Genomic DNA, 24,994 nt, shown 5'->3' with positions numbered 1-24,994 from the left:
TGGTTTCGTCCGGCACCGCGATGCTTGTGCGGCGGGTCGAAGCCAACAATCTAGCACTTCGCCGGGGGCTTGGGCGCAGTCTGCAGCCGTCAGTCTCAGTCTATGGTGCGCCGCCGCAACAGGTGGTTCACGATGAAGCTCAAAACCGCTTCCTGGCGCTGGTTGACCGCCCGGTAACGCAGGCGGGCGATGCCTCTATCCGGTTTTGAGCTGGACGGTCGAACCTCCAGCACCTCGATCGTGCAGTGCAGCGTATCGCCCGGCCGCACCGGCGCCAGCCAGCGCAATTCGTCGATGCCCGGCGAGCCGAGACTGGATTCGGCGAGGACGCCGCTCTGGATGAACAGCCGGAAGCACACGGCCAGGCTCTGGAAGCCGCTGGCAATCAGCCCGCCATAAGGCGAATTGGCCGCCGCATTGGCATCGAGATGAAAGGATTGCGGGTCATAACGCCAGGCAAAGTCGATGATTTCGGCTTCAGTCAGCGTCACGCCCGGCGTCGTGAACTGCTGGCCGGGGGTAAGGTCGTCGAGGTAGCGGGTATCCATGGCGGGCTCCTAGGCAGCGCGTTGCAAGGGGCGAACTTCTTCGGCGATCCGTTCGGCATTTTCGTTCTCGGCCTGCTTAAGGTCGAAAGTACTTTGCAGGTTGAGCCAGAACAGCGCTGTCGTGTCGAAATAACGGGCGAGCCGCAAGGCGGTATCGGGGCTGATCGCCCGCTTTTCGCGGACGATGTCGTTGATGCGCGGGGCCGGAACGTGCAAGGCCATGGCAAGCGCGTTGGCGCTCATGTCGAGCGGCAGCAGAAATTCTTCGCGGAGAATTTCGCCGGGGTGGATCGCACGCATATTGTTGGTCGCCATCTTCACTCCTCAGTGATAGTCGACGATTTCAACCCGGGTCGGGCCATTCTCAGTCCATTTGAAGCATATCCGCCACTGCTCGTTGATGCGGATGCTGTGCTGTCCGGCCCGGTCGTCGCTCAGTGCTTCCAGGCGATTGCCGGGCGGCGCGCGCAGATCGCGCAACTCGGCGGCAGCATCCTGCATTTGCAACTTGCGCTGGGCGACGCTTTCGATATTGCGAAAACGGCGAGAGCTTTCACCCGCATACAAGGCTTCAGTTTCGGTGCAGCGAAATGAACGTATCGTCATGGCTGAATTTAGTCCGAGTTGAATTTAACGTCAAGCGTTAAACGCGTGGTGTTTTTCGTGCCTTATTCCGTCAGCCAGAAACTCTCGATCAGCTCGCCTTCGTCATCGAGCAGCCACCATTCCCCGCCTTGCGCGGTATCGGCGAAATACAGCGCCCAACCCGGTTCAGCCCGGCGCGCCACCTGCTGCCGGATTGGCAGCGGGACGCGTGGATCGTCGTGGGCAAATTGCCGGCCATCCCATTCCGGCAAGCCGCTGCGCAAATGTCTGGGCATGCTGAAAATCGTCGTTTTGACGCGGTCGACCGCTGGCCGTAGCGCTCAGGCGCCGGCTTTGGCCCGGCTTTGCCGCAACAGGTCGCCGAGGTTGGCGCCGTCGTCGGCCAGCCAGTGGTCGGCGTTGTGGTTCTGGCCGGCGATCACCGACGCGGCGGCCGACGCCGAGGCGAAAAACTGGTCGGCGGTGAAGGCGTAATTGGCGCCGTCCGGCACGAGGATGCCGGACTCGATCAGCTCGCGCCGCTGCGCGGCATAGCTGGCGCCGTGGATGTCGAAATGCGGCTTGGCCTCGGCGCAGGCCTGGCTGCCCTTGGCGACCTGCACACCGCCATCGACCAGCGTCAGTGTCGCGTGCATGCCGGTCGAGCTGCGGAAGGAAAAACGCATGCCGCGCGGCAGGGCGGAATAGACATCGGCGCGCTTGCCGCTGCGCCGTGTCTGTACCTGCTGCTCTGCTTCCTCGCGCAATTCGTCCTCGGTTTCTTCAACCCGGTCGTCGTCGAAATGCCAGAAACCAAGCAAGGGCAGCATGAGCAGGATTTCACGCAGGAAGTTTTCCGCCGCGGCGTATTCCTCCTCGCTCAACGCCGGCGGCTGCGGCTGGTTGCCGTTGTCCAGTTCGGCCAGCCCGGCGGCACGGGCAAGGCCGACCAGGCGCGATTCGAGATGCTGCACATGCGCCTTGTTGAGGCGACCGGATTCGGCGGTGAAAAATACCGCCTTCTTCCAGAAGGTCAGACTGCTGACGAACCCCCGATTTTTCGGGGGTTTTGTTTTTCTGTTTGGGAATTCGGGCGTTTTTCGGATTCAAGCCGAAACAAGGCGGATTCTGGAATTTTCGTGGTGGAGCGCCATCGGTAGGTAATAGCGGGCGAAGTCGGCCGCAAACAGGGCTTGCCCGAGGATTTTGGCCAATAAGGCTGCCGCCTTGCGGGCCAGCAACAGGGCCATCTTCTTCATGTTCTGACAGGCCGCCGAGAGCAGGCACTGCGCTTGCACCTTGGCCAAGCCACGGAAGCGGGCGTAACGGTGGCCATGCAACTCCTTGGCATCGGCAAAGCTGCGCTCCACTGTTTCCTTGCGCCGGGCGTACAGCCGTTTGCCAAGGTCGCTCAGGCGATTGGCGTTGATCGCTTCCTTGAAACCTTCCCAGAGATGCCGGGTCACGAGCTTCTGATGGTTCCGGCTCTGCGTGCACTGCCCGCGCACGCCACAATCAGCGCAACGGGCGGGATTCGAGGCATATTCCCGATAGCCCAGCCGGTTGGTCGTCCGGTACGGCAGAACCTCCCCGGCCGGGCAGCGGTAGCAGTCCTGGACCGCATCGTAGAGATAGTCCCGCTTGTAGAAATAGCCATCGCGGTGTGTGGGTCGCTTGTAGCCCATCACCCCGAACAACTCTCGGTCAAGAATGCCCTTGCAGACTTGCGGGGTGAAATACCCGGCATCGAGCCCGACGGCGCCCACGGCCAGATCAAAGCGCTCCATGACCCGATCCAGGCGGGCAAGGTAGGGCTGGCTGTCATGGACATTGCCCGGCGTGACATGGGTATCGACGATCAGGGCATGCACGCCATCGACAGTCCGGTGATCCAGATAGAAGAAGCCGGTCGGCTTGTTGTCGCGGGCCATGAAACCTGCGTCGGGATCGACCGTGCTGACCTTGACCTCCTTCATTGGCGGTGTCGAATCATCGTCATCACGCTTGAGCGGCTTCTTGCCCGCGGCGGCACGATCCGTTTCGATGGCTGCATCCAGCTCGGCCAAATAGGCCGCCGGTGTTTGCTCAACCTGATGCGCCTCAAAATGCCGTTTGTTGGCATTCGCCTTCAGATGCGTGCTGTCCGTGTAAAGCACCCGCCCGCCAATCAGCTTGTCCGTCAGCCGAAAGCCGAGAAACCAGCGGTAAGCCACATTGACCTCGATTTCCTTCACCAGCCGTCGCTCGGAGCGAATCCCAAACAAGTAGCCAATGAACAACATCTTGAACAACACCACCGGATCAATCGCCGGTCGGCCATTGTTCTCGCAATACAGGTGCTGGGTCGCTTCACGAATAAAATCAAACCGGATGTGCTGGTCGAGCAGCCGGAGCAAGTGGTCTTTCGGGACCAATTGCTCCAACGTCACCATCTCCAGTTCCGTTTGGGCAGGGTAGGCAGGCTTGAGCATGCCTGCATTATAAAAAAATAAAGCCCCCAATCGCTTGGAGGCTTTGTCAGCGGTCTGGCCTTCTTCCAGAAGGTCTTGTTGCGCGCATGGCTGTCCAGGCGCTCGCCGAGCGGATCGCCCTCGCCGATATAGAGGCGCTTGCCGCCGGCCAGCAGATAAACGCCCGGCTGCTGGTATTCGCGCCGGCCCTTGACCTCGCCGAGCAGCGCGCGCGGAAAGACCACGGCCTTGCCCGGCCAGTCGTCACGGCTGACGATGCGGACGCCTTCCGGGTCGCCGGAGGGAACGAAAATCCTGATCGAGAAAGGGCGCATGGGAGAACTTTCGGTAACGAAGCTTTATTCGGGCGCCGGCACCTGGGCCAGCTTTTCGATCTGGAAGGCGGCGCGCTGGATGGCAGGCGGGTCGAGCCGGATCGGCTGTTTGCCGGGCAGGAGCAACCAGCCACTGTTTTTCGGGTTGATCACGCGCACCATCTGCTCGGTCACGCGCACGCTGTAGTCGATGAACCAGCCGGGCAGGGCGAGCACGGCAAAAACCGGGAAGGTTTCGCCAGTCGATTTCTGCAAATAGTCGGCCAGCCACTTGGCCTGCCGCGCTGCCTGCTCGATCGGTTTGGTTTCGCTCCAGCCGGGGAACTCCAGTCGCTTGCCGTCGTACTTCACCCGCGGCGAACCGTTGCCGGCCGGCGGTTTGAGGCGCGACTTGGTTTCCACGGCAAACACGCCAACCGGCGTGATCACGACATGGTCGATATTGAATTCGCCGGCCTGGATGTCGTGGATGATGCGGTTGTCGCCGGCCAGCGAAGCGGCGAGTTCCTGTGCCACGGCTTGTTCGGCGCGGATGCCCTGCCTGTACTTGAGTTGCAGCGGCATGTCGCGGGTGACCCGGCGGCCAAAGTAAAGCGCGCTACCAATGGCGAGGACGATGAAGAGAATGTCCAGCCAATCCCAGGCTAGCGTTGCCATATCAATGCGGCGCGATGAAATGAACAACGCAGTCAGCAAGCCAACCGTAAGCACGTAGATCAGATTGTCGATGCGCGTCTCGACAATCTTGTCCTGGCGTTCGCGCAGGCTGTGGGCGGGCAGGACGCGCAGTTCGGTCAGAATCGGGTCACGCCGTTCTTCACGATCCAGTTGCCGTTTTTTCCAGAGTACGAGGGCGACCAGGATCAGCAATGGCACGAGACCGATGATTTCCAGAACCAGGCCCCAAATCATTTGCTCGCTCCAAACTGGCCGTCGTCGTTTTGCCGGGCGCGGCCGAGGGCGACCAGGGTTTCGAGCAGTTGCGGCAGGCGTTTTTTCCAGGCACCTTTGCCGCTGAAGCGGCTGGCGATTTCCGGCTCGCTGAGCGGCAGCGGGCTTTCGGCGAGAAGCTGGGCGATGGCGGCGACCTGCTCGGGCAGGCCGGGCGGCCAGGGGCGTTTGCTGCCGGCGGCGGGCGTAGCGGTCGACGCCGGATTTTCGGGCAAAACCATTTTGCCCTGTTGCGGCGTGTCGACCGGCTGGCCGGCCGGGGATGCGGCGGCACCCGGATTCTGGAAGTCGGGGCGCAGCCAGCGGATCTGGCCGCCGGCTTCTTCGCGGGCGCGTTCGGCGTTGAGCGCGACCAGGCGTTCGAGCAGCGCGGCGCTGTCGTCCGGCGCGAGATCGGACCAGCCGTAGGCGGCAAGCACGGCGGCGTCGAGTTCGTCGTGCAACTGGCGCAGCACCGCCACCAGGCCCATTTCGTGGATGGCCTTGTCCTTGGCGGTCAACGCTTCGCCGGCGCGCAATTTGCCCAGCACGTTGTACATCCCCGTCAGCGTCAGCTCGGGATGCGCCGCCTGCTGGCGCTTGCGGTGGGTATCGAGCTGTTCGGCGAGGGCGGCGATGCGGGCTTGCTGCTCGGGGCTGGCGGCGGGGAAGGGGAATTTCTCGAAGCAGGTGGTTTTGACGTAGACCGGGTCGTTGCCGACACCGAGGCGGCTACCGGCGGCCAGCGCCCAAGCGCCATGAATTTGCGAGGACAGCACGCCGAGAGCGTACGCGTCGGCCAGTGTGATGCAGATCAGCTTGTTGTCGGGGGCGATGCTGGCGTCAAGGAACTGGAAGAGACGGTGCTTGGCAGTTTCGACGGTGGCGATGTAGCGGGGCAGACCGGCCAGCATGGCGCGCAGGTCTTTGCGGGGTTCACCGAATATCCACCAGTTGTCGCGGTAGATGGCCCGGTTGTTCTGATCGCGTTCCGGTTTGACCCGTTCCAGTACCCATTGATAAGTCGCCGGGTAGCGGCTGCGCACTTCTTCGGCCGTCAAGCCGTAAAGGTCGATGACCGAAACGCCGCGCGGTTTGTCGGTTAGGTCCTTGCCATTGCGATAGGCGCGAATGCGGTCGCAGGGTTGCAGCCTGGTCGCATCTTCCGGGGTGACGATGAAACCAGCTCCGTGCAGCTTGAGGCCGGGCGAGCTGATGCCACCGTTGCCGCGCAGCGCCTTGGCACCAACGACATCGGCGCCGATGCTCAAGTCCGCATGAATGCGCCCGGTTTTGGCCTTTAATTCGATGTGGACCGCATCGGCTTCGGCACCGCCTTCGGCAACGACCGTTTCCAGCACGCCCGGTTTGTCTTCGGCGCTGCCGACCGTCATCGCGATGCGCACGGCGGCACCGCTGGCGGCATCGACCCAGGGATGGTCGGGAATGGCCCAGGCGAGGCTGAGCGGCGGTTCGCCGTTGAGGTGCTGCTCCAGTACACGGCGGTTGAAGGTCTGTTTCAGGCTGTTGGTGGTGATGAAGCCGAAGCGCCTGACATTTCCCTGGCGGGTCAGGCCGGCGGCGTGGTGCCACCAGAACATCACGAAATCGGCCGATTCCGGCACCTCCGGCCAGGCGGCGCGCAGGGCTTCGGTGTAGCCGTCGCCGAGCGACTGGCGCATGCTGGCAGCGCCGATGAAAGGCGGGTTGCCGACGATGTAGTCGGCCTGCGGCCAGGCGGCGGGGCGCGGGTTGCTGTAGCGCTCCAGCGGCACTTGCGCGCTTTCGTCCGGCACCAGCTCGCCGGTGACCGGGTGCGGCCTGGTCGTGCGGCCGTCCCAGCGGCTGAGCAGCTTGCCGGAGGCGTCCGTGGCGAATTCGACGGCATCGCTGGCGAGCACGGCGTCGCGGCATTCGATGTTCTTGAAGTCGCGCAGGATGGGGCTGGGCGGCAGGCCGCTGCCCTGGGTGCGGAAATGCCATTGCAGGTAGCCGATCCATAGCACCATTTCGGCGATGGCGGCGGCGCGCGGGTTGATTTCGAGGCCGAGGAACTGGTGCGGGTCGACGGTCAGGCCCTCGACTTCCAGGCGTTGCTGCGTGTCGCCCAGCTGAGCCAGGGTGTCGAGCACTTCGCCTTCGAGGCGCTTCATGTGCTCGAGCGTGACGTAGAGGAAGTTGCCGGAGCCGCAAGCCGGGTCGAGCACGCGGATGTTGCACAGCTTGTGGTGCCAGGCGCGGACGAGGTCGGCGGCTTGACTGAGCTTGCCTTCGTTGGCGAGGAGCAGCGCGGCGGCCTGGGTGTCGTGCCAGTCGGCGCGCAGCGGCTCGATGACGGCGGGCAGGATCAGGCGGTCGACGTAGGCGCGCGGCGTGTAATGCGCGCCGAGGTCGTGGCGCTCCAGCGGGTTCAGCGCGCTTTCGAGCAGGGTGCCGAAAATGGCCGGTTCGACTTCGGCCCAGTCGGCGCGGCTGGCTTCGAGCAAAAGTTCGATTTGCGCACGGTCGACCGGTAAAACTTCGGGATTCTTGAACAGTTTGCCGTTGAAGCGCGGCAGCTGGGCGCGTACGGCGACCGAGAACTGGCCTTCGTCCATCGCCTTCCAGAGTTCGGCGACGAGCGGCACGAATTGTTCCGGCGCGTTGTGCAAGGTCTTGAGCAGGCCGGTGAAGGCGCCTTCGTTGTCGATCTTGGGCAGCAGGCCGACGTCTTCGGCAAACATCGAGAACAGGCAGCGCGAAAGAAAGGCTGCGACGCGCTCGGGTGGGTATTTGCCTTCCAGCGACTGGGCGACGCGCGCCAGGCGGATGGCGATGTCGCGCGTGGCGCGGGCGGTGCGGCGGGCCGGGTCGAGGCTGTGCGGGTCGCTCCAGACGGCCTTGAGGCGGGCGCGGATTTCCGGTTTGGCGAGGTCGTCGAGCTTGATGCGGTGGCTGCGCGGATCGGGGAAGGGCGTGTAGCTGCCGCCGGTGCAGGTGAATTCGGCGTAAAGCTCGATGACGTGGCCGACATCGAGGACGACCAGGAAGGGCGGGCGGCCTTCGTCGGCGGGCAGGTGGCGGGCGTAGTTTTCGGCCTGGCCGCGGGCGCGCAGCATGGCGTCGTCGAACATGCGGGTTTCGGCGCCGGCGCGGATTTTTTTGGCTTCGCCGATGAAGCTGCCGCGCTTGTAGCAGTCGATGAAACCGTTGCTGGTGCTGCCGTCGCCGTGGTGAAAGACGACGCGGCGCTCGAAGACGTAAGGGTTGTCGCGGGTGTCTACGTTGGCTGGCTGGGGTTTGTCGACTTCCAGCAGATCGCACAGATCGGCGATGAAAAGCTGGTAATTGGCGCGTTCGGAGCCGCCGGCATGGCGCCAGCGGCTGAGGAATTGGTCGATTTGCATGATGCCGGGATTCTAACCCGGCATTTGTGCCTTGGCGGCTGCCCTCGATCTGTTGCTGCGCATGCAACCCCTCCCCAGCCCTCCCCTTGTCAGGGGAGGGAGCCGGATGGCGCGATCCGGGGAGGCTCCTCCCTTGTCAAGGTGAGGTCGGGATAAGCAGAGCGATTTCGTGATTTTCGGAAGCGCGTGAACCGGCTCTTACGGATTCTGGCATTCCTGGATGGTGTCGTCGTGGCCGCGGCCGCAAGGCGTGAAGGCGCCGCTGAGCGGGTGCGGGGTGCCGTCTTCGTCCATTTGCGCGGCCAGGGTTTCCCAGAAGATGACGCCGGAGCGGTCGAGTTTGACGCGCAGCAGCCAGCCGCGCTGCGCTTCCGGGTAGTCGAAGCCGTCGAAGACGAAATTGCCCAGGCTGTAGATGATCGGCCGGCCCTGGTAGGTTTCGGCGCCTTGCGTGACGTGCGGGTGGCCGCCGACGACGAGTGCGGCGCCGGCGTCTATCATCTTGCGCGCCAGTTGGCGTTGGCGTTCGACGGGCTTGCCTTCGCGCTCCCAGCCCCAGTGCATGAAGGGGATGATGAGGTCGGCGCCGGCCGCTTGCGCGGCGCGGATGTCGGTGAGCACCTGATCGTCTTCGCTCCAGGCGACGCCGGGCCAGTCGGGGCCGGCTTCGAAGCTGCGCGGCTTGAATTCGTTGTAGGCGAGGACGGCGATTTTCAGGTCATTCTTGTTGATCCACAGCGGCTGGTGCGCTTCGGCCAGGTTGAGGCCGCCGCCGAAGCGGGCGATGCCGGCCTGGTCGAGGTGGTTCAGGGTTTCGCGGAAGGCGTCGCGGCCGTAGTCGCCGGAGTGGTTGTTGGCGAGCGCCACGGCGTCGAAGCGCCCGGCCAGCACGCGCAGCGCCTCCGGTTTGGCGCGGAAGCTGTAGATCTTGTTGGCGAGCGGCTGGCCGCTTTCGCCGACCGGGCATTCGAGATTGGCGATGCGGTAGTCGGCGGCCTTGAGGATGTCGGCAAAGGGGGCGAGCGGGTCGCCGCCGGCGGCGATCAGGCGGCCGGGGCCGTCGTCGAGCATGACGTCGCCGGCAAAGATCAGGGTGAGCGGTTCGGCATGCAGGCTGGCGGCGCAAAACAGGGCGGCCGCAGCGGTCAACCGTTGAAAAAGCCTCATTTTGCCGCTCCCGGCTGGAACTCGCACCAGTATTGCAGCTCGCCGTCGCGCAGCGGTTCGTAGACGTAGTTCAGGCCGCTGAAGCCGTAGGTCGGCAGGTTGACCGGCGGGTAGGCGTGGCTGGCCTGGTGGATCAGGGTCGGGCCGCTGTCGAGGTCGGCGTAGGTGTAGAGCTTGATGCTGGCGAGTTCGACCGGTTCGTCGCGGACGACGATGCGAAAGCGGAAGAAGGAGCCGATCTGCGTCGCCGGCTCGGCGTAGGGCGCGGCGCTTGGTTGCGCGCTGAGGGTCTGCGTTGTGCCGCCGTAGGTGATGTGGCAGAGCACGCTTGCCGCCGAGGCCGGCAGGGCGAGCAGCAGGCCGGCGAAAAGTGCAGCGAACTTAGCGCGGCCGGGCATGGGTGACGGGCTGCAGCTGGATGTCGAGCGGCTGCTCGGTGAGCGGTGCCGGATGCGGGCGGGCATTGGCGAAAAGCAGGCGGCCGGCCTGTTCGATGCGGGCAGTCACGCTGACGCGCGATTTCTTGCCGAGCAGGTCGCGGTCGATGCTGGTCTGGAAGCCGATCGGCACCTGCTGGCCGGCGAGTTCGATGCGCTGTTCGGCGAGCGTGCGCTTGCCGTCCTGGACGCGGATGATGAGCACGGCGTTGGGCGGCAGGGCGCTGCGCTGGCGGTAAGTGACCTGGCCGGCGACGTCGATGAAGCTGCTCACGGCAGCCGGGGCGCTGCTTGCGGCCGGCCGGGCCGGGGCGAGGTCGCCGCGGCTGCAGCGGCGGCGGTTGCCCTTGCTGTCTTCGATGACGGCCGTGTCGTCGCGCAGGTGCAGCAGGATGATCTCGTTGCGGTAGAGCGCGCCGCTGGCGGCCGGCACTTGCGGCAGGGTGATCGCCTCGTCGGCAAAATGCAGCACGGCGAGCGGTCGACCGTCGGCGGCGGTCGAAAACGCGATTTCGATGCGGCTGTCGTTGTCGCAGGTATAGGCGGTGCGTTCGCCGCTCTGGGCGAGGGCGGCAAAGGGCAGGCAGAGCAGGGCAAGCAGGGGGGCAAGGCGCAGGGTCATGGGGGCGTCGGGTCGGGGGTGAAGGTTCGCCACTGGCCGTCAATGAGGCCTTCGATGGGCGAGAAGCCGGATTTGTAGGCCATTTTGCGGCTTTCGGCAATCCAGTAACCGAGGTAGAGGTAGGGCAGGCCGAGGGTGATGCATTGCGCTGCCTGCCACAGGATGTTGTAGGTGCCGAAACTGGCGCCCGGCAAATCCGGGTCAAAAAAGGTGTAGACCGATGAGAGGCCGTCGTCGAGCACGTCGATCAGGCTGACCATGCGCACCACGCCGTTTTCGGTGAATTCGATCAGCCGCGTGTCGACACGGCTTTGCAGCAGGAATTGCGCGTACTGGTCGTGGCTGTCGTCGTCCATGCCGCCGCCGGCGTGGCGGGTCTGCTGGTAGCGCTGGTAGAGCGCATAGTGTTCGGCGACGGCAACCAGCGGCAGTTCGCGTGCAACCAGGCCGGCGTGCTTCTTGAGGGCGCGGCGCTGGCTGCGCTTGGGCTGCAGTTCGGCCACCGGCAGGCGGACCGGGATGCAGGCCTTGCAGCCGTCGCAATGCGGCCGGTAGGTGAAGATGCCGCTGCGCCGGAAGCCGTTGCGGACCAGCGTGCTGTAGATCTCGCTGTCGATCAGGTGGGCCGGCGTCGCGACCTGCGAGCGCGCCTCGCGGTCCTCGAGGTAGCTGCACGGGTAGGGCGAGGTGGCGTAGAACTGGAGCAGCGAGAAGGGCAGTTCGGCGTCGTCGGGCTGGGCCATGGTTTACCAGTCAAAAACGGCGTCGACCGTCTGCCAGGACTGGCGCAGTGTCGGGGCGGCGGTCAGGGCGCGTACCCCGGCCAGGAAGTCGGCGCGCGGAATTTCGCGCCCGCCCAGCGAGGCGAGGTGCTCGGTGCGCATCTGGCAGTCGATCATGCCGAATTCTCCTCGTTCAAGATGGCGGATCAGGTGGGCGAAGGCGACCTTGGAAGCATCGGTGCGGCGCGCGAACATCGACTCGCCGTAGAACATGCGGCCGATCGCCAGACCGTAGAGACCGCCGACCAGTTCGCCTTCTGCCCAGGTTTCGACCGAATGCGCCCAGCCAAGTTCATGCAGCCTGATATAGGCCTCCATCATTTCATCGGTGATCCAGGTGCCGTCCTGGCCGGGGCGCGGTGTGCCGGCACAGCCGGCCATGACGCCGGCGAAGTTGCTGTCGAAGCGGACTTCGAACTTGCCGCTGCGCAGCGTCTTGTGCAGCGAGCGGTGCAGGCGGAATTCGGCGGGAAACAGCACCATGCGCGGGTCCGGGCTGTACCAGATCGGTTCGCCTTCGACCGTGCCCCAGGGAAAGATGCCCTGGCTGTAGGCGTCGAGCAGGCGATCCGGGCGCAGATCGGCGCCGACTGCGAGCAGGCCGCCCATGTCTTCGCGGGCCTGGGCGACCGGGGGAAAAGGGTCGTGCGGGCCGAGGAAGGGAATCATCGCGGGCGGGCGCTCAAGCGGCGTTGCGTGGCGCCGGGTCCTGCCGGGTGAGCGGGCGCGCCTGTTGTTCGAGACGGATCTCGCAGGCCGGATCGGTACATTCCTCGTGTTTCTTGAAGGCGATCACGTGGTCGGCATCGAGCCGGATGCCGATTTTTTCGCCCAGTGCGTGGTTGTGGTGCGAGGGCACCAGTGACAGGACCTCGCTGCCGCTCGCCAGGCGCAGGGTGTACAGGATGTCGGCACCGCGAAAGGCTTTGTGCAGGACTTCGGCCTGCACCGGGCTGGCGTCGTCGTGCACGATGTCGTCCGGGCGCAGCAGGATGTCGACGCGGCAGCCGCGATCGCAGGCCGAACAGGATTCGTTGCATTCGACCGGCGTGTCGGACACCAGGCTGCCGAGTTCCATGTGCACCGTGTTGTTGTCGCCGACCGTGCCGGCGAGCAGGACGCCCTGGCCGATGAAATCGGCGACGAAGCGGTTGGCCGGCCGGTGGTAGAGGTTGTAGGGCACGTCCCATTGCTGGATGCGGCCTTCCGACATGATGCCGATCTCGTCGGCGATGGCGAAGGCTTCGTGCTGGTCGTGGGTGACCATCACGGCGGTCGACCCCTCGCGTTTGAGGATTTCGCGGACTTCGACCGAAAGCCGCTCGCGCAGGCCGACATCGAGGTTGGAGAAGGGCTCGTCGAGCAGGATCAGTTCGGGCCTCGGCGCCAGGGCGCGGGCCAGGGCGACGCGCTGCTGCTGGCCGCCGGAGAGTTCGTGCGGGTACTTGTCGCCCTGGCCGGACAGGCCGACCGTGGCGAGCAACTGGCGAACGCGCCGATGCACGTCTTCGGAGGGCTTGCGCCCGAGCCCGAAGGCGACGTTCTGGGCGATGCTGAGGTGCGGGAACAGCGCGTAATCCTGGAAGACCATGCCGATCCGGCGCTTTTCCGGCGCCAGGCGCTGGCCGGCCCGGCTGACCACTTCGCCATGCAGGCGGATCTCGCCGTCGGCAATTTCCTCGAAACCGGCGATGCAGCGCAGCAGGGTGGTCTTGCCGCAGCCGGAAGGACCGAGCAGGCAGGCGATCTGGCCGGCCTCGAGGCGAAAGTCCACGCCATCGACGACGGTCTGCCGACCGTAGCGTTGCACGACGCCATTTAGTTCAAGTTGAGCCATAGCGGCCGATTATAATTGCCATTCACAGCCATGCGTACAGCCCATTCCTCCCCCCTGCTCCTGGTCGGTCTCGTCGTTGCCTTGCTTGCCGGCCTGCCGGTGGCCAGCGTCGGCCTCAATCTTTTGCTCGGCGGTACGTCGGAGACCTGGCTGCATCTGGTGCATACGGTGCTGCCGGATTACATCCTCAATTCGCTGTGGCTGTGCCTGGGCGTTGGTTGTGGTGTCGGTCTGGTTGGCGTCGCGACGGCCTGGCTGACCGCGATGCACGATTTTCCCGGGCGGCGCTTCTTCGAGTGGGCGATGGTCCTGCCGCTGGCGATGCCGGCTTATGTCATGGCCTATGTCTATACCGATTTCCTGCAGTTCGTCGGGCCGGTGCAGACCGCCTTGCGCGAGAGTTTCGGCTGGGCGCACGGCGATTACTGGTTCCCGGATATCCGGACGCTGCCGGGTGCGGTGCTGATGTTCGTCTGCGTGCTGTATCCCTACGTCTATCTGCTTGCCCGCACCGCTTTCATCGAGCGCGCCAGCGGCATGCTGGAAGCCGCCCGCACGCTGGGCATGGGGCCGTGGCGCGCCTTCTTTGCCGTGTCGCTGCCGCTCGCCCGGCCGGCCATCGTCGCCGGCATCGCGCTCGCGCTAATGGAAACCCTCGCCGATTACGGCACGGTGGCCTATTTTGCGGTCGACACCTTCACGACCGGCATTTACCGCGCCTGGTTCTCGCTCGGCGACCGCGTCGCCGCCGCCCAGCTGGCCGCGATGCTGCTCGGCTTTGTGCTCTTCCTGCTGATGGCCGAGCGCACGTCGCGCGGCCGCGCCCGCTATCACAACACCACCGGCCGCAACCGGCCGCTGGCCGGCGCCCGGCTCGGCGGCTGGCCGGCCTTGTTTGCCATCCTTGCCTGCAGCCTGCCGCTGCTGCTCGGTTTTGTGCTGCCGGCGGTTTTGCTGCTCAAAATGGCGTTGACCGAGGGCGATGCCCAGTTTGGCGAGCGCTTCCTGATCCTGGCGCGCAACAGCTTCGTGCTGGCCGGCGCGACCGCCCTGATCGGCGTGCTGATCGCACTGCTGCTCGCTTATGGCGCCCGCTTGTCGAAATCGGCATTGGCTGCCGGCCTCAATCGCCTGGTCGGCCTCGGCTATGCGGTGCCCGGCGCGGTCATTGCGGTCGGCGTGCTGATTCCGGTGACGCGTCTCGACAACTGGCTGGCCGGACAATGGACAAGCTGGTTCGGCTATAACCCCGGCCTGTTGCTGACCGGCGGCATCGCTGCCCTGATCTATGCCTACCTGGTGCGCTTTCTCGCGGTGGCGCTGCATACCGTCGAATCGAGTCTGGCCAAGATCACGCCGAGCATGGACGACGCGGCACGCAGCCTGGGCCTCGGTCAGGGCGAGACGCTGCGCCGCGTGCATGCGCCGCTGCTGCGCGGCAGCCTGTTTACGGCCGGCCTGCTGGTCTTTGTCGATGTGATGAAGGAGTTGCCGGCGACGCTGGTCATGCGCCCGTTCAATTTCGATACGCTGGCGACGCAGGCTTACACGCTGGCTTCCGACGAGCGTCTGGCGGAAGCCTCGACGGCGGCACTGGCCATCGTTGCGGTCGGCCTGCTGCCGCTGATCGCCTTGTCGCGCCAGATTTCCGCCTCGCGGCGAGGCGCTTCGGGCAGTACGGCTACCTGATATTGCGGCCGCTTTTCCAGAAGCTGGTCTTGCCGGCTTCCGCTTTGGCGGGCGGAGCCTCGGCTGCGGCGGCAGCCTGTTCCTGTTCTTCGTTGTAACGCAGCATGTCCATGGTCAGCAGATTGGTGTCGGTGCCATAGCTGCGTCCGATATCGATATTTTCGATGATGTCGAAGTCGGCCGGATCGATCGGTGCCGGCATTCTTGCCGGGCTGTCCATTTCCAGCGGCGGCAGTTCCGGGTTTTCCAGCTGCAGATCGGGTTCGGCCAGTTCGGCGCTGCTTGCCGGAAATGACGTGGCGGAGCTGGTCAGTTCAAGCGGTGGCAGTTCGTAGGCTGCGGCTGCCGGTTCAGCGATGGCTGGCGGTTCCAGCTTCTCCATCGGCGTCATTTCAAGCGGCGGCAATTCCGGTTTGGGCGGGGCGGGCGGTTCGGCTGCCTGCACGGCCGGCTTTTCCGCAACCGGCATTTCCAGGGCAGGCAAATCCTGAGTCTTGCCGCTGGCGAGAAACTCGTGGCTGATTTCCAGGTCGGCCGGGATGTTCGCACCGCTCTCGAGCAGCAGCGTGATGATTGCCCGTTGCCGGGTGCGCACGGCCAGCCGCAAGGGCTGGCCGGGGCCGTCGCCGCCGCGGGCATTGATGTCGGCACCGCGCCGGATCAGTTCGGCGACAATTTCCGGCTTGCCGCCAAAGCAGGCGGTGCGCAAGGGCAGCCCGGAGTGGCCGTGAACATCGCTTTCCTCGATGTTGGCGCCGGCATCCAGTGCACTGATGACGGCACTCAGGCTGCCGCTGCGGATGGCGGCAACCAATTCACTCGTAGTCAAAACTTTGCCTGACATTTCCCGTTACCGTTGTTGCTTGGAGCGGAAAGTCTATGCGATTGCGCTGTCTTTGGCGAGATGTTGCCGTACTCAGCGGAAGCCGGCCCGATCGTAGATGATCTGTGCCTTCGCCTGGTACATCGCCAGATTCTTGACCGGCAACTTGTCGGCCTTGAACTTGCCGAGTGAGTCGAGGGCGGAATTGGCGATTTTCACGCTGTTGACCGCTGGCCACTCGTTGTTGCCATCGGCGAAATAGGCCTGCGCCGCGTCGGAGGCCAGGTATTCCAGAAAGCGCACGGCAGCCGCCTTGTTGGGCGCGGTTTTCAGCATGCCGCCACCGGAAACGTTGATGTGGGTGCCGCTGGTTTTCTGGTTCGGCCAGACGATGCCGATCTTTTCCATGGTCTTGACGTCTTCCGGCTTGGTCGAGCGCAGCAGGCGGGCGACGTAGTAGGTGTTGGAAACGGCAACGCCGCATTCACCGGCCGCAACCGCCTTGATCTGGTCGGTGTCGCCACCCTTGGGGGCGCGGGCAAAGTTCGCCACCATGCCTTTGGCCCATTCCTCGGCCTTGGCTTCGCCCTGGTTGGCAATGACCGAAGCCATCAGCGACAGGTTGTAGGGGTGGGAGCCCGAGCGTGAGCAGAATTTGCCTTTCAGCTTCGGATTGGCAAGATCGTCGTAATTCTGGACATCTTCTGCCTTGACCGTGGCCTTGTTGTACACGATGACGCGGGCCCGGGTCGAGAAGGAGAACCAGTCTTCGGTGCGCAGGTGGGCCGGGATGCGCGACTCGAGGATTTTCGAGCTGACCGGGGCAAACAGGCCCAGTTCATGCGCCTTGGCCAGGCGGGCCGCGTCGACGGTCAGGAAGATGTCGGCCGGACTGTTGCTGCCTTCGTTGCGGATGCGCTCCAGCAACTCGTCTTCCTTGCCTTCGATACGGTTGATCTTGATGCCGGTCTGTTTGGTGAAGTTGCTGTAGAGCGCCTCGTCCGTCTGGTAATGACGGGCCGAGTACAGATTCAGTTCGGCGGCCTGGGCGGTGCTGGCGAGCAGGGCCAGGGCGGCGAAGGATAGGGGCAACTTCATGCGGCAATCTCCTGTGATGGCAAAACGATCCGGTGAGTTTGCAGTTTATGCGAATGAGAACGGTTCTTGCAAGCGGGCGTAAAAAAAGCGGCTTGGCCGCTCATGTTTTCTTTGTTGTCGCTACGACTCAGTTGTCGATGATGCGACGCGCGCCGTTGTAGCGCTGCATCCAGTAGCTGTTTTCCATGTTCTCGACGCGGACTTCAGCGCCGGTGCGTGGTGCGTGCAGGAAATGGTTGTCGCCGAGATAGATGCCGACATGCGAGAAAGTGCGGCGCATGGTGTTGAAGAACACCAGATCGCCCGGCTTGAGCTGGCTGGAGTCGATACGCTGCCCGATTTCGCTCATTTCCTTGGCGGTGCGCGGCAGAGAGGTGCCGACGCTGTCCTTGAAAACGAGGCGGACAAAACCGCTGCAATCGAGACCGCTGTCCTCGTCGTTGCCACCCCAGCGGTAGCGCACGCCAACCAGTTTGAGGCCTTGCAGGATGACATCCTGGGCGGCATTGGTGTAGCGTTCGAAGAAGGACTGCTGCTCTTCCTTGCGAATCTGCTCAGCCGCGCAGGCCGAGTTGATTCCGCCGGCAAACAGGGCGGAAGCAAGGAAAAGGGTAGCTAAGACTTTTTGCATAGCGGCGAAATGTATTTGAAAAACAGTCCGCTGTAAAGATGCGGTAAAAACGACGGCTGCAACTATGTTCATAATCCGTAATTATGAATACAATTTATTTCCCGAAAACCGAGGAGCACCATGGATTCCTTCAAGGCACTGCTGATTGAAGAACGCGACGGCAAAGTCAGTAGCGATTTTGTCCAGATGGACGAGAGTCGGCTTGATGCCGGCGAAGTGACCATCCGGGTTGCCTACTCCAGCGTCAACTTCAAGGATGCGCTGGCGGCGACGGGATCCGGCAAGATCATCCGGCGCTTTCCCTGCGTCGGTGGCATTGATCTCTCGGGGACGGTCATCAGCAGCAGCGACGCGCGTTTCAAGGCGGGTGATCCGGTCATTGCGACCAGTTTCGACATCGGCGTCGCGCATCATGGCGGTTACGCCGAGATCGCCCGTGTACCAGCGGCCTGGGTTGTGCCCTTGCCGGCCGGCTTGTCACTGTTCGAGGCGATGGCGCTGGGTACGGCCGGCTTTACCGCGGCGCTGGGCATCGTGCGCATGGAAGAAAACGGCCTGCGCCCGGAAAAAGGCCCGGTCATCGTCACCGGCGCGACCGGAGGTGTCGGCAGTCTGGCAGTCGATATGCTGGCCAAGATCGGCTATCACGTCGTCGCGCTGACCGGCAAGGAAAGCGAAGCCGACTATCTGCGCAGTCTCGGTGCGGCCGAGGTGATGCTGCGCCAGAATCTTGACCTGACAAAAATTCGCCCGCTTGATCGTGGTCGCTGGGCTGGTGCGGTCGACAACCTGGGCGGCGATGTTCTGGCCTGGATTGCCAGCACCATGGAGCAGGGCGGCACGATTGCCAGCATTGGCCTGGCCGCCAGCATGTCGCTCAATACGACGGTGGCGCCGTTCATCCTGCGCGGCGTTTCGCTGCTCGGCATCGACTCCGGCTACATCCGCGAGCCTTATCGCAGCGGCGTCTGGCAGCGCCTGGCAAGCGACCTGCGGCCGCCGCACCTGGCTTCGATGGCGCGGCGCATTGCTTTCGAAGAACTGCCGGCGACCTTCGTTGAATTCATGGCCGGCCGGGCCAAGGGACGCGTCGTCGTCGAACTGGCCGGTGGCTGAGATGGCCGGTTTGCCGCATATCCTGATCGTCGATGATTCGCGCGTTGTGCGCGCGACCCTGATGCAGCATCTGAAGGGTTATTACGAGGTGCGCGAGGAGGCCGATGGCGACGCAGCCTGGCAGACGCTGGTGCTGGATCACTCGATCCAGGCGGTGATCTCCGATCTGCACATGCCGAAGCTGAACGGCCTGGAGCTGGTTGAGCGTATCCGCGCGTCGAAGTTGCGGCGTTTGCAGGAATTGCCTTTCATCCTGGTTTCCGGTGAGGAAACCGAGGAAGATCGCCAGCGGGCGACGGATGCCGGGGTTTCTGATTTCGTGACCAAGGGCGTGGGCAGTGCGGAGATACTGCTGCGTCTGAAGCATCTGCTGGCCTTGTCGGAGGCGCGCGAGGATCTCGACGCCGGCCGCGAGCGCATGGTGCAGGATCCGCTGAGTGGCCTGTTTACCCGCAAGTTTCTCGAGTTGCAGACGGCACAGGCGCTGTCGCATTCGGCACGGCACGGTGGTGACAGCAGTTTGCTGGTCTTTGGTTTTGATGGCTACCAGGGCATGTGCGAGCGACTGGGGGCTGATACCGCGGCCGAGGTTGGCCACCGTTTTGCCCGCATGCTGGCCGGCAAGATTCGTCAGGAAGACAGTCTTGGCCATTTTGGCGCGGGTCAGTACGCCATCGTTTCGCCGGGCACCGCGCTGTCGTATTGCGCGACCTTTGCCGAGCGGGTGCGGCAGGCGGTCGAAGTATCACGACTTTCCGTCCAGGGGCAGCCGCTCTCGGTCACCGTCAGTATTGGCCTGGCCGGTGTGCCGGCCGATCATGTGACCTCGGCCGGTGCCTTGCTCGATCTCGCCGGGCATCGCATGCAGGAGGCGATGCAGGCCGGTGGCAACCGCATCGTTTCCGGTGGTGTGGCACCGGCGACAAGAACCATCTCGATCCACCACGCGCTGGAGTTGCTGGCCAGTAACCGGGCTGATGCCGTCAAGCCGCATCTGGTGGCCCTGGCGAAGCAGCTTGGTCCCCTGCTGCAACTGCTGGACAAGGAATTGGGTTTGGCTCTGCCGCTGGCAGAGATCGAACACCGTTTGAACGAGCGGACAGGACAAAAATAAACAGTCCGCCCGATTATCTGTAGTGCAGGAAAATCTAGCTAGAGGGAGTTTTATGGCGACGTACAAGGAGTTTCACCAGTATTCCATCGAAAAGCCGAACGAGTTCTGGACCGAGCAGGCCCAGCTTGTCGACTGGAAGGAACCGTTCACCCAGGTTTGCGATTTTTCGCGCCCGCCGTTTGCCAAGTGGTTCGTCGGCGGCAAGACCAATCTTTGCTACAACGCTGTTGACCGCCACGCGGCCAAGCGTCCGGACGCCAATGCGCTGATTTTCGTATCGACCGAAACCGACGAAGAGAAGGTTTATTCCTTTGCCGAACTGCAGCGCGAAATCGAGCGCATGGCAGCGATCTACCAGAGCCTCGGTGTCAAGAAGGGCGACCGCGTCCTGATTTACATGCCGATGATTGCCCAGGCAACCTTCGCCATTCTCGCCGCCACCCGTATCGGCGCCATCCACTCGGTGGTGTTCGGTGGCTTCGCTTCCGGCTCGCTGGCAACCCGCATCGACGATGCCAAGCCGGTGCTGATCGTTTCTGCCGATGCCGGCATGCGCGGCGGCAAGGCTGTGCCCTACAAGCATCTGCTCGATGAAGCCATCGAGCTGGCCGAACACAAGCCGGCCAAGGTGCTGATGGTCGACCGTGGCCTGGACAAGGAATTCAACAAGGTCGCCGGTCGCGATGTCGACTACGCCACGCTGCGCGCCCAGTTCATGGATGCCCAGGTGCCTTGCGAATGGCTGGAATCCTCCGAGCCTTCCTACATCCTCTACACCTCCGGCACGACCGGCAAGCCGAAGGGCGTGCAACGCGACACCGGTGGTTATGCCGTGGCACTGGCTTCGTCGATGAAGCACATCTACTGCGGTGGCGAGGGCGAAACCTTCTTCTCCACCTCCGATATCGGCTGGGTGGTCGGCCACTCCTACATCATCTACGGCCCGCTGATTGCCGGCATGGCCACCGTGATGTACGAAGGTACGCCGCTGCGCCCGGACGCCGGCATCTGGTGGCAGATCGTCGAGAAGTACAAGGTCACCGTGATGTTCTCGGCACCGACCGCCGCCCGCGTGCTGAAGAAGCAGGATCCGGCCTTCATGCACAAGTACGACCTGTCGTCCCTGAAGCACGTCTTCATGGCCGGCGAGCCGCTTGATCAGCCGACTCACGAATGGTTCATGACCGAACTGCAAAAGCCGGTCATCGACAACTACTGGCAGACTGAAACCGGCTGGCCGATGCTGGCCGCGCTGCCGGGTGTCGAGCAAACCCCGATCAAGTACGGTTCGCCGTCCTTCCCGGTCTACGGCTACAACCTGCAGATTTTCCGTGAGGACGGCTCGGTCTGCGATGCCAACGAAAAGGGTATCGCCGCCGTGATTCCGCCGCTGCCGCCGGGTTGCTTGTCCACCGTGTGGGGCCAGGACGACCGTTTCGTGTCGACTTACTTCACGCTGTTCAAGGAGCCGCTGGTTTACTCGTCGTATGACTGGGCGATCAAGGACGACGATGGTTACTTCACCATCCTCGGCCGTACCGATGACGTGATCAACGTCGCCGGCCACCGTCTGGGCACCCGTGAAATCGAGGAAGCCATCCAGAACCACGTGGCAATTGCCGAAGTGGCCGTGGTTGGCGTCGAGGACAAGCTCAAGGGCCAGGTGCCGATGGCCTTCGCCGTCGTCAAGGATGCTTCCAAGGTCGCTACGCCCGAACTGGTCAAGGCCCTGGAGAAGGAAGTGTTCGCTACGGTCGACGGAATTCTCGGTGCGATTGGTCGTCCGGCCCGCGTGCATTTCGTGACCGGCTTGCCGAAAACCCGTTCCGGCAAGATGCTGCGCCGTTCGCTGCAGGCGCTCGCCGAAGGTCGTGATCCGGGCGATCTGACGACCATCGACGATCCGTCCACGCTGGAGCAGATCAAGAACGCGCTGGCCAGCTAAACGCCTGCGTCTTCTCACAAAAACCCGTCGGTGCAAGCCGGCGGGTTTTTTTACGCCGGTCTTGTAAGAATCCGGCGCGGGGGTGGGTGTTAGAATCGCCGTCTATCCTACCTTTCAGGTTGTTTCACGCTGATGATTTACGAAACCGTTGCCGCTGTCGATCTGGGTTCCAACAGCTTTCGTCTGCAGGTCGGGCGGGTCGTGGATAACCAGATCTATACGCTGGACTCGATGAAGGAGCCGGTGCGCCTGGCCTCCGGACTGACCCCTGACAAAACCCTCGATCTGAGCTCGCAGATGCGTGCGCTGGACGGCCTGCGCCGTTTTGGCGAGCGTTTGCGCGGTCTCGATCAGGGCGCGGTGCGGGCGGTGGCGACCAATACCCTGCGCGTTGCCAAGAATGCGATGGACTTCCTGCCGCTGGCGGAAGAAGCGCTCGGCTTCCCGATCGAGATCATCGCCGGCCGTGAAGAGGCGCGCCTGATCTACATCGGCGCTTCGCACTCGCTGCCTTCGGTGGCGCACAAGCGGCTGGTCGTCGATATCGGCGGTGGCTCGACCGAGTTCATCATTGGCAAGCGGCATGAGCCGCAACTGATGGAGTCGCTGTACATGGGCTGCGTCAGCTATACGCTGCGCTTCTTTCCCGACGGCAAGATCGACAAGAAGCGCCTGCGCGATGCGCAGGTCGCGGCCGCCAAGGAAATCGAGCTGATCGCTGCCGATTACCAGCGCCTGGGCTGGAAGGAGGCAGTTGGATCGTCGGGTACGGCGCGCGCGATCGCCGACATCCTCGAACTTAATGGCCTGAACCCGAATGGCGAGAGCGGCATCACCCGTGAAGGCCTGGACAAGCTCTGTCTGCTGCTGGTCAAGGCCGGCTCGGCCGAAGCGCTTGATCTGCCTGGCGTCAAGGGCGACCGCTTGCCGGTGCTGCCGGGCGGCATCGCCATCATGTCGGCAATTTTCGAAGAGCTCGAGATCGAGCGCATGACCTATGCCGATGGTGCCTTGCGCCTCGGTGTGCTCTACGATCTGCTCGGGCGTTTCCATCATCACGACATGCGCGATTCGACGGTGGCGCAGTTCCGCCGGCGTTATCAGGTCGAGGCCGATCAGGCGGAGCGGGTCACGGCGACGGCGCTTTCGGCGCTGACCCAGTTGGCCGAAGGCTCGCCGGAAGAGGCCGACATCCAGTTCCTGACCTGGGCGACGCGCCTGCACGAAATCGGTATTTCGGTAGCGCATAACGCCTATCACAAGCATGGCGCCTACATCCTGACCTACGCCGACATGCCTGGTTTTTCGAAGAAGGATCAGGCGCGACTGGCCATGCTGGTGCTCGGTCATCGCGGCAAGCTGGAAAAGCTGAGTGCGATTCCGGCGGTCGACAGTGCCTGGTTGCTTGTTTTCTGTCTGCGCCTCGCTGTCCTGCTGCATCGCACACGCGATGACCGGGCTTTGCCGGCCTGGACGGTGCGTCTCAATGACAATGGTTTCCTGCTTGAATTGCCGGCCGAGTGGCTTGCCGAAAATCCCTGGACGGCTGCCGCACTCGGCGAGGAAGCCGCAATCTGGAAGCAGGTCGGGCGCGATTACCAGGTCAAGTCGCGGACGGTGAGGAAGCTCGCGTGAACGACATCCCCAGCTTGCAGGTCGAGCCGGGGAAAATCGTGCTGTCCGGACAGTGGACGCTGGCCGCCATGCTGCCCCATCTGGCCGAACTGCAGGCTGATCTGGAGGCATTGAAACAGACCAGCCGGCAGTGGGATCTTTCCGCGCTGAGTCGCCTGGACAGTGCCGCCGCTGTTCTGCTCTGGCGGGTCTGGCAGCAGGCCTGGCCGCCAGGCCTGGAAATTCTGCCGTTGCATCGTCAGGTGATCGAGCGGGTTGCCGTGCTGCCCGATGAAATCGAGGCGCCGGAAGCGCGCTCCTTCCGGTTGATTGAAGTGCTCGGCAGTCTGTTGCTGAAGGCGGCCGTCAATCTGCGCGGCATGTTGACCCTGTTCGGGCAATTGCTCCTTGATCTGGCTTATTTGTTTCGTCACCCGGACGATGTGCCGTGGCGCGAGTTCACGGCCAATATTTACAAGGCAGGTGCTCAGGCGCTGCCGGTGACAGCGCTGGTCGGTTTCCTGATTGGCGTGACAATCAGCTATTTGTCGGCGCTGCAGTTGAAAGGTTTTGGTGCCGATCTTTTCATCGTCAATATTCTTGGCATCTCGATCATCCGCGAACTCGGGCCGGTGCTGGTCGCCGTGCTGGTGGCCGGGCGTTCCGGCTCGGCGATGACGGCGCAGATCGGTGTCATGCGGGTCACCGAGGAAATCGATGCCTTGTCGACGATGGGCATTTCGCGCACGCTGCGCATCGTTTTGCCCAAAATTCTCGGGTTGACCGCTGCGATGCCTTTGCTTGTGCTGTGGACCTCGTTTGTCGCGCTGTTTGGCGGCATGCTGGCGGCGCTGTTGCAACTTGACCTGTCGCTTTATTATTTCTTCGAAAACCTGCCGCGTGCGGTGCCGATGGCCAACTTGCTGATCGGTCTGGGCAAGGGGGTGCTGTTTGGTTTCGTCATCGCGCTGGTCGCCTGCCATTTCGGGCTGCGCGTCAAACCGAATACCGAGAGCCTGTCGGCTAATACGACCAGCGCCGTGGTCACGGCGATCACCGCGGTCATCCTGGTTGATGCCGTGTTTGCTGTGCTGACCCGCCAGATCGGCATGCCGCAATTATGAGAACGCCACCGGTCGTCGAGCTGTGCGGCATCGATACGGTATTTGCTGGCCAGTACGTGCATCGCCAGCTCGACTTGCGTGTCGAGGCCGGTCAGATACTCGGTCTGCTTGGTGGTTCGGGCAGCGGCAAGACGACCCTGTTGCGCGAAATGCTCGGCTTGTTGCGCCCGAATGCGGGCAAGGTGCGCTTGTTCGGCTTCGATCTCGATGATCCGGACATCATTGCGCAGCGTGCCATCCGCCGCCGCCTCGGCATGTTGTTCCAGCATGGTGCGCTGTTTTCGGCACTTTCGGTATTCGACAACATCGCCTTTCCGCTGCGCGAACTGAAATGTCTCGATGAAGACTGGATTCGTCGACTGGTGCATCTCAAGCTGGCCATGGTCGAAATGGAAGCGGCGCACGGCAGGCTGATGCCGGCCGAGTTGTCCGGCGGCATGGTCAAGCGTGTCGCACTGGCGCGGGCACTGGCGCTCGAACCCGAACTGTTGCTGCTCGATGAGCCGACAGCCGGCCTTGATCCGGACCGCAGCCAGAATTTTGTCGACCTGCTTGGCTCCCTGCAGCAGGCGCTCGGTCTGAGCATCATCATGGTCACCCACGATCTCAATACACTGGCCGGACTGGCGACGCATGTCGCCGTGCTCGCCGAGCAGCGCATCGTTGCTTGCGGTCCGAAAGCGGAAGTGATGACGGTCGATCACCCCTTTGTCACCGGCTTTTTTGGCGCAGACCGCCGGAAGCTGCTTTAATTGACGCTC

25 protein-coding genes are annotated in these 24,994 nt (G+C 63.4%); 7 read left to right on the top strand and 18 right to left on the bottom strand.

The window, feature by feature from the left end; all coding sequences use genetic code 11:
- Positions 1–95 precede the first annotated feature (95 nt).
- The 15 genes from KI612_RS14535 to KI612_RS14465 all read right to left on the bottom strand — a co-directional run bounded on the left by KI612_RS14535 (position 96) and on the right by KI612_RS14465 (position 13,079).
- On the bottom strand, positions 96–548 hold the full coding sequence (locus KI612_RS14535; RefSeq protein ID WP_226440786.1) for a MaoC family dehydratase: 453 nt from the start codon (positions 546–548) through the stop codon (positions 96–98).
- Positions 549–557: 9 nt separating this feature from the next.
- Positions 558–863, bottom strand: coding sequence for a HigA family addiction module antitoxin (locus tag KI612_RS14530; protein ID WP_226440785.1), 306 nt, complete (start codon positions 861–863; stop codon positions 558–560).
- Between the two features lie 9 nt (positions 864–872).
- Entirely contained in the window at positions 873–1,154 is a 282-nt protein-coding gene (locus tag KI612_RS14525; protein ID WP_226440784.1) for a type II toxin-antitoxin system RelE/ParE family toxin, read from the bottom strand.
- A 62-nt stretch (positions 1,155–1,216) separates the two neighbouring features.
- The gene (locus KI612_RS14520; protein WP_226440783.1) at positions 1,217–1,429 is read right to left on the bottom strand and encodes a hypothetical protein; all 213 of its coding nucleotides are present in this window, start codon (positions 1,427–1,429) and stop codon (positions 1,217–1,219) included.
- Between the two features lie 45 nt (positions 1,430–1,474).
- A complete protein-coding gene (locus tag KI612_RS14515) occupies positions 1,475–2,107 on the bottom strand; it encodes a DUF4357 domain-containing protein (protein WP_226440782.1) in 633 nt (210 codons plus the stop codon).
- A 132-nt stretch (positions 2,108–2,239) separates the two neighbouring features.
- Positions 2,240–3,604, bottom strand: coding sequence for an IS1182 family transposase (locus KI612_RS14510; RefSeq protein ID WP_226440781.1), 1,365 nt, complete (start codon positions 3,602–3,604; stop codon positions 2,240–2,242).
- Complete coding sequence (locus KI612_RS14505; RefSeq protein ID WP_226440780.1) at positions 3,559–3,918, bottom strand: GIY-YIG nuclease family protein; 360 nt, start codon at positions 3,916–3,918, stop codon at positions 3,559–3,561. The genes KI612_RS14510 and KI612_RS14505 overlap by 46 nt, the downstream gene beginning before the upstream one ends.
- 24 nt (positions 3,919–3,942) lie before the next feature.
- Positions 3,943–4,830 carry a nuclease-related domain-containing protein gene (locus KI612_RS14500; protein ID WP_226440779.1) on the bottom strand — a complete coding sequence of 296 codons (888 nt, stop codon included), beginning with the start codon at positions 4,828–4,830 and terminating at the stop codon, positions 3,943–3,945.
- Positions 4,827–8,234 (bottom strand): class I SAM-dependent DNA methyltransferase, encoded by a 3,408-nt coding sequence (locus KI612_RS14495; protein WP_226440778.1) that lies wholly within the window; start codon positions 8,232–8,234, stop codon positions 4,827–4,829. Before KI612_RS14495 ends, KI612_RS14500 begins: the two co-directional genes overlap by 4 nt.
- Positions 8,235–8,432: 198 nt before the next feature.
- Positions 8,433–9,401: a CapA family protein gene (locus KI612_RS14490; RefSeq protein ID WP_226440777.1), complete on the bottom strand. Its 969-nt coding sequence runs from the start codon at positions 9,399–9,401 to the stop codon at positions 8,433–8,435.
- On the bottom strand, positions 9,398–9,799 hold the full coding sequence (locus tag KI612_RS14485) for a hypothetical protein (protein WP_226440776.1): 402 nt from the start codon (positions 9,797–9,799) through the stop codon (positions 9,398–9,400). Before KI612_RS14485 ends, KI612_RS14490 begins: the two co-directional genes overlap by 4 nt.
- A complete protein-coding gene (locus tag KI612_RS14480; RefSeq protein WP_226440775.1) occupies positions 9,783–10,460 on the bottom strand; it encodes a YbaY family lipoprotein in 678 nt (225 codons plus the stop codon). Before KI612_RS14480 ends, KI612_RS14485 begins: the two co-directional genes overlap by 17 nt.
- Positions 10,457–11,203, bottom strand: coding sequence for an arginyltransferase (locus KI612_RS14475; protein WP_226440774.1), 747 nt, complete (start codon positions 11,201–11,203; stop codon positions 10,457–10,459). Before KI612_RS14475 ends, KI612_RS14480 begins: the two co-directional genes overlap by 4 nt.
- Before the next feature lie 3 nt (positions 11,204–11,206).
- Entirely contained in the window at positions 11,207–11,911 is a 705-nt protein-coding gene (gene aat / locus KI612_RS14470; protein WP_226440773.1) for a leucyl/phenylalanyl-tRNA--protein transferase, read from the bottom strand.
- Positions 11,912–11,924: 13 nt separating this feature from the next.
- Positions 11,925–13,079 (bottom strand): ABC transporter ATP-binding protein, encoded by a 1,155-nt coding sequence (locus KI612_RS14465; protein ID WP_226440772.1) that lies wholly within the window; start codon positions 13,077–13,079, stop codon positions 11,925–11,927.
- A gap of 30 nt (positions 13,080–13,109) precedes the next feature.
- Here KI612_RS14465 and KI612_RS14460 point away from each other — a divergent pair, with 30 nt between their 5' ends.
- Positions 13,110–14,768 (top strand): ABC transporter permease, encoded by a 1,659-nt coding sequence (locus KI612_RS14460; RefSeq protein ID WP_226440771.1) that lies wholly within the window; start codon positions 13,110–13,112, stop codon positions 14,766–14,768.
- Here KI612_RS14460 and KI612_RS14455 read toward each other — a convergent pair.
- The 3 genes from KI612_RS14455 to KI612_RS14445 form a co-directional block, all read right to left on the bottom strand.
- Entirely contained in the window at positions 14,761–15,597 is an 837-nt protein-coding gene (locus KI612_RS14455) for an ankyrin repeat domain-containing protein (RefSeq protein WP_226440770.1), read from the bottom strand. The genes KI612_RS14460 and KI612_RS14455 overlap by 8 nt on opposite strands.
- A gap of 87 nt (positions 15,598–15,684) precedes the next feature.
- Positions 15,685–16,689, bottom strand: coding sequence for a Fe(3+) ABC transporter substrate-binding protein (locus KI612_RS14450; RefSeq protein WP_226440769.1), 1,005 nt, complete (start codon positions 16,687–16,689; stop codon positions 15,685–15,687).
- 127 nt (positions 16,690–16,816) lie between these two features.
- Positions 16,817–17,320, bottom strand: coding sequence for a C40 family peptidase (locus KI612_RS14445; RefSeq protein ID WP_226440768.1), 504 nt, complete (start codon positions 17,318–17,320; stop codon positions 16,817–16,819).
- Positions 17,321–17,440: 120 nt separating this feature from the next.
- On the opposite strand from KI612_RS14445, the gene KI612_RS14440 reads away from it, so the two are divergent.
- The 6 genes from KI612_RS14440 to KI612_RS14415 all read left to right on the top strand — a co-directional run bounded on the left by KI612_RS14440 (position 17,441) and on the right by KI612_RS14415 (position 24,985).
- Positions 17,441–18,436 (top strand): oxidoreductase, encoded by a 996-nt coding sequence (locus KI612_RS14440; protein WP_226440767.1) that lies wholly within the window; start codon positions 17,441–17,443, stop codon positions 18,434–18,436.
- Between the two features lies 1 nt (position 18,437).
- Positions 18,438–19,550, top strand: a complete 1,113-nt coding sequence (locus tag KI612_RS14435; protein ID WP_226444256.1) for a GGDEF domain-containing response regulator — start codon at positions 18,438–18,440, stop codon at positions 19,548–19,550.
- A gap of 52 nt (positions 19,551–19,602) precedes the next feature.
- The gene (locus tag KI612_RS14430; RefSeq protein WP_404818055.1) at positions 19,603–21,495 is read left to right on the top strand and encodes a propionate--CoA ligase; all 1,893 of its coding nucleotides are present in this window, start codon (positions 19,603–19,605) and stop codon (positions 21,493–21,495) included.
- Positions 21,496–21,627: 132 nt separating this feature from the next.
- On the top strand, positions 21,628–23,130 hold the full coding sequence (gene ppx / locus KI612_RS14425) for an exopolyphosphatase (protein WP_226440765.1): 1,503 nt from the start codon (positions 21,628–21,630) through the stop codon (positions 23,128–23,130).
- Positions 23,127–24,233, top strand: coding sequence for an ABC transporter permease (locus KI612_RS14420; protein ID WP_226440764.1), 1,107 nt, complete (start codon positions 23,127–23,129; stop codon positions 24,231–24,233). The genes ppx and KI612_RS14420 overlap by 4 nt, the downstream gene beginning before the upstream one ends.
- Positions 24,230–24,985: an ABC transporter ATP-binding protein gene (locus tag KI612_RS14415; RefSeq protein ID WP_226440763.1), complete on the top strand. Its 756-nt coding sequence runs from the start codon at positions 24,230–24,232 to the stop codon at positions 24,983–24,985. Before KI612_RS14420 ends, KI612_RS14415 begins: the two co-directional genes overlap by 4 nt.
- Positions 24,986–24,994 lie beyond the last annotated feature (9 nt).

Origin of the sequence: Quatrionicoccus australiensis, assembly GCF_020510525.1 — a bacterium.
Lineage (GTDB): Bacteria > Pseudomonadota > Gammaproteobacteria > Burkholderiales > Rhodocyclaceae > Azonexus > Azonexus australiensis_B.
This window is presented reverse-complemented; position numbering and strand designations above follow the sequence as displayed.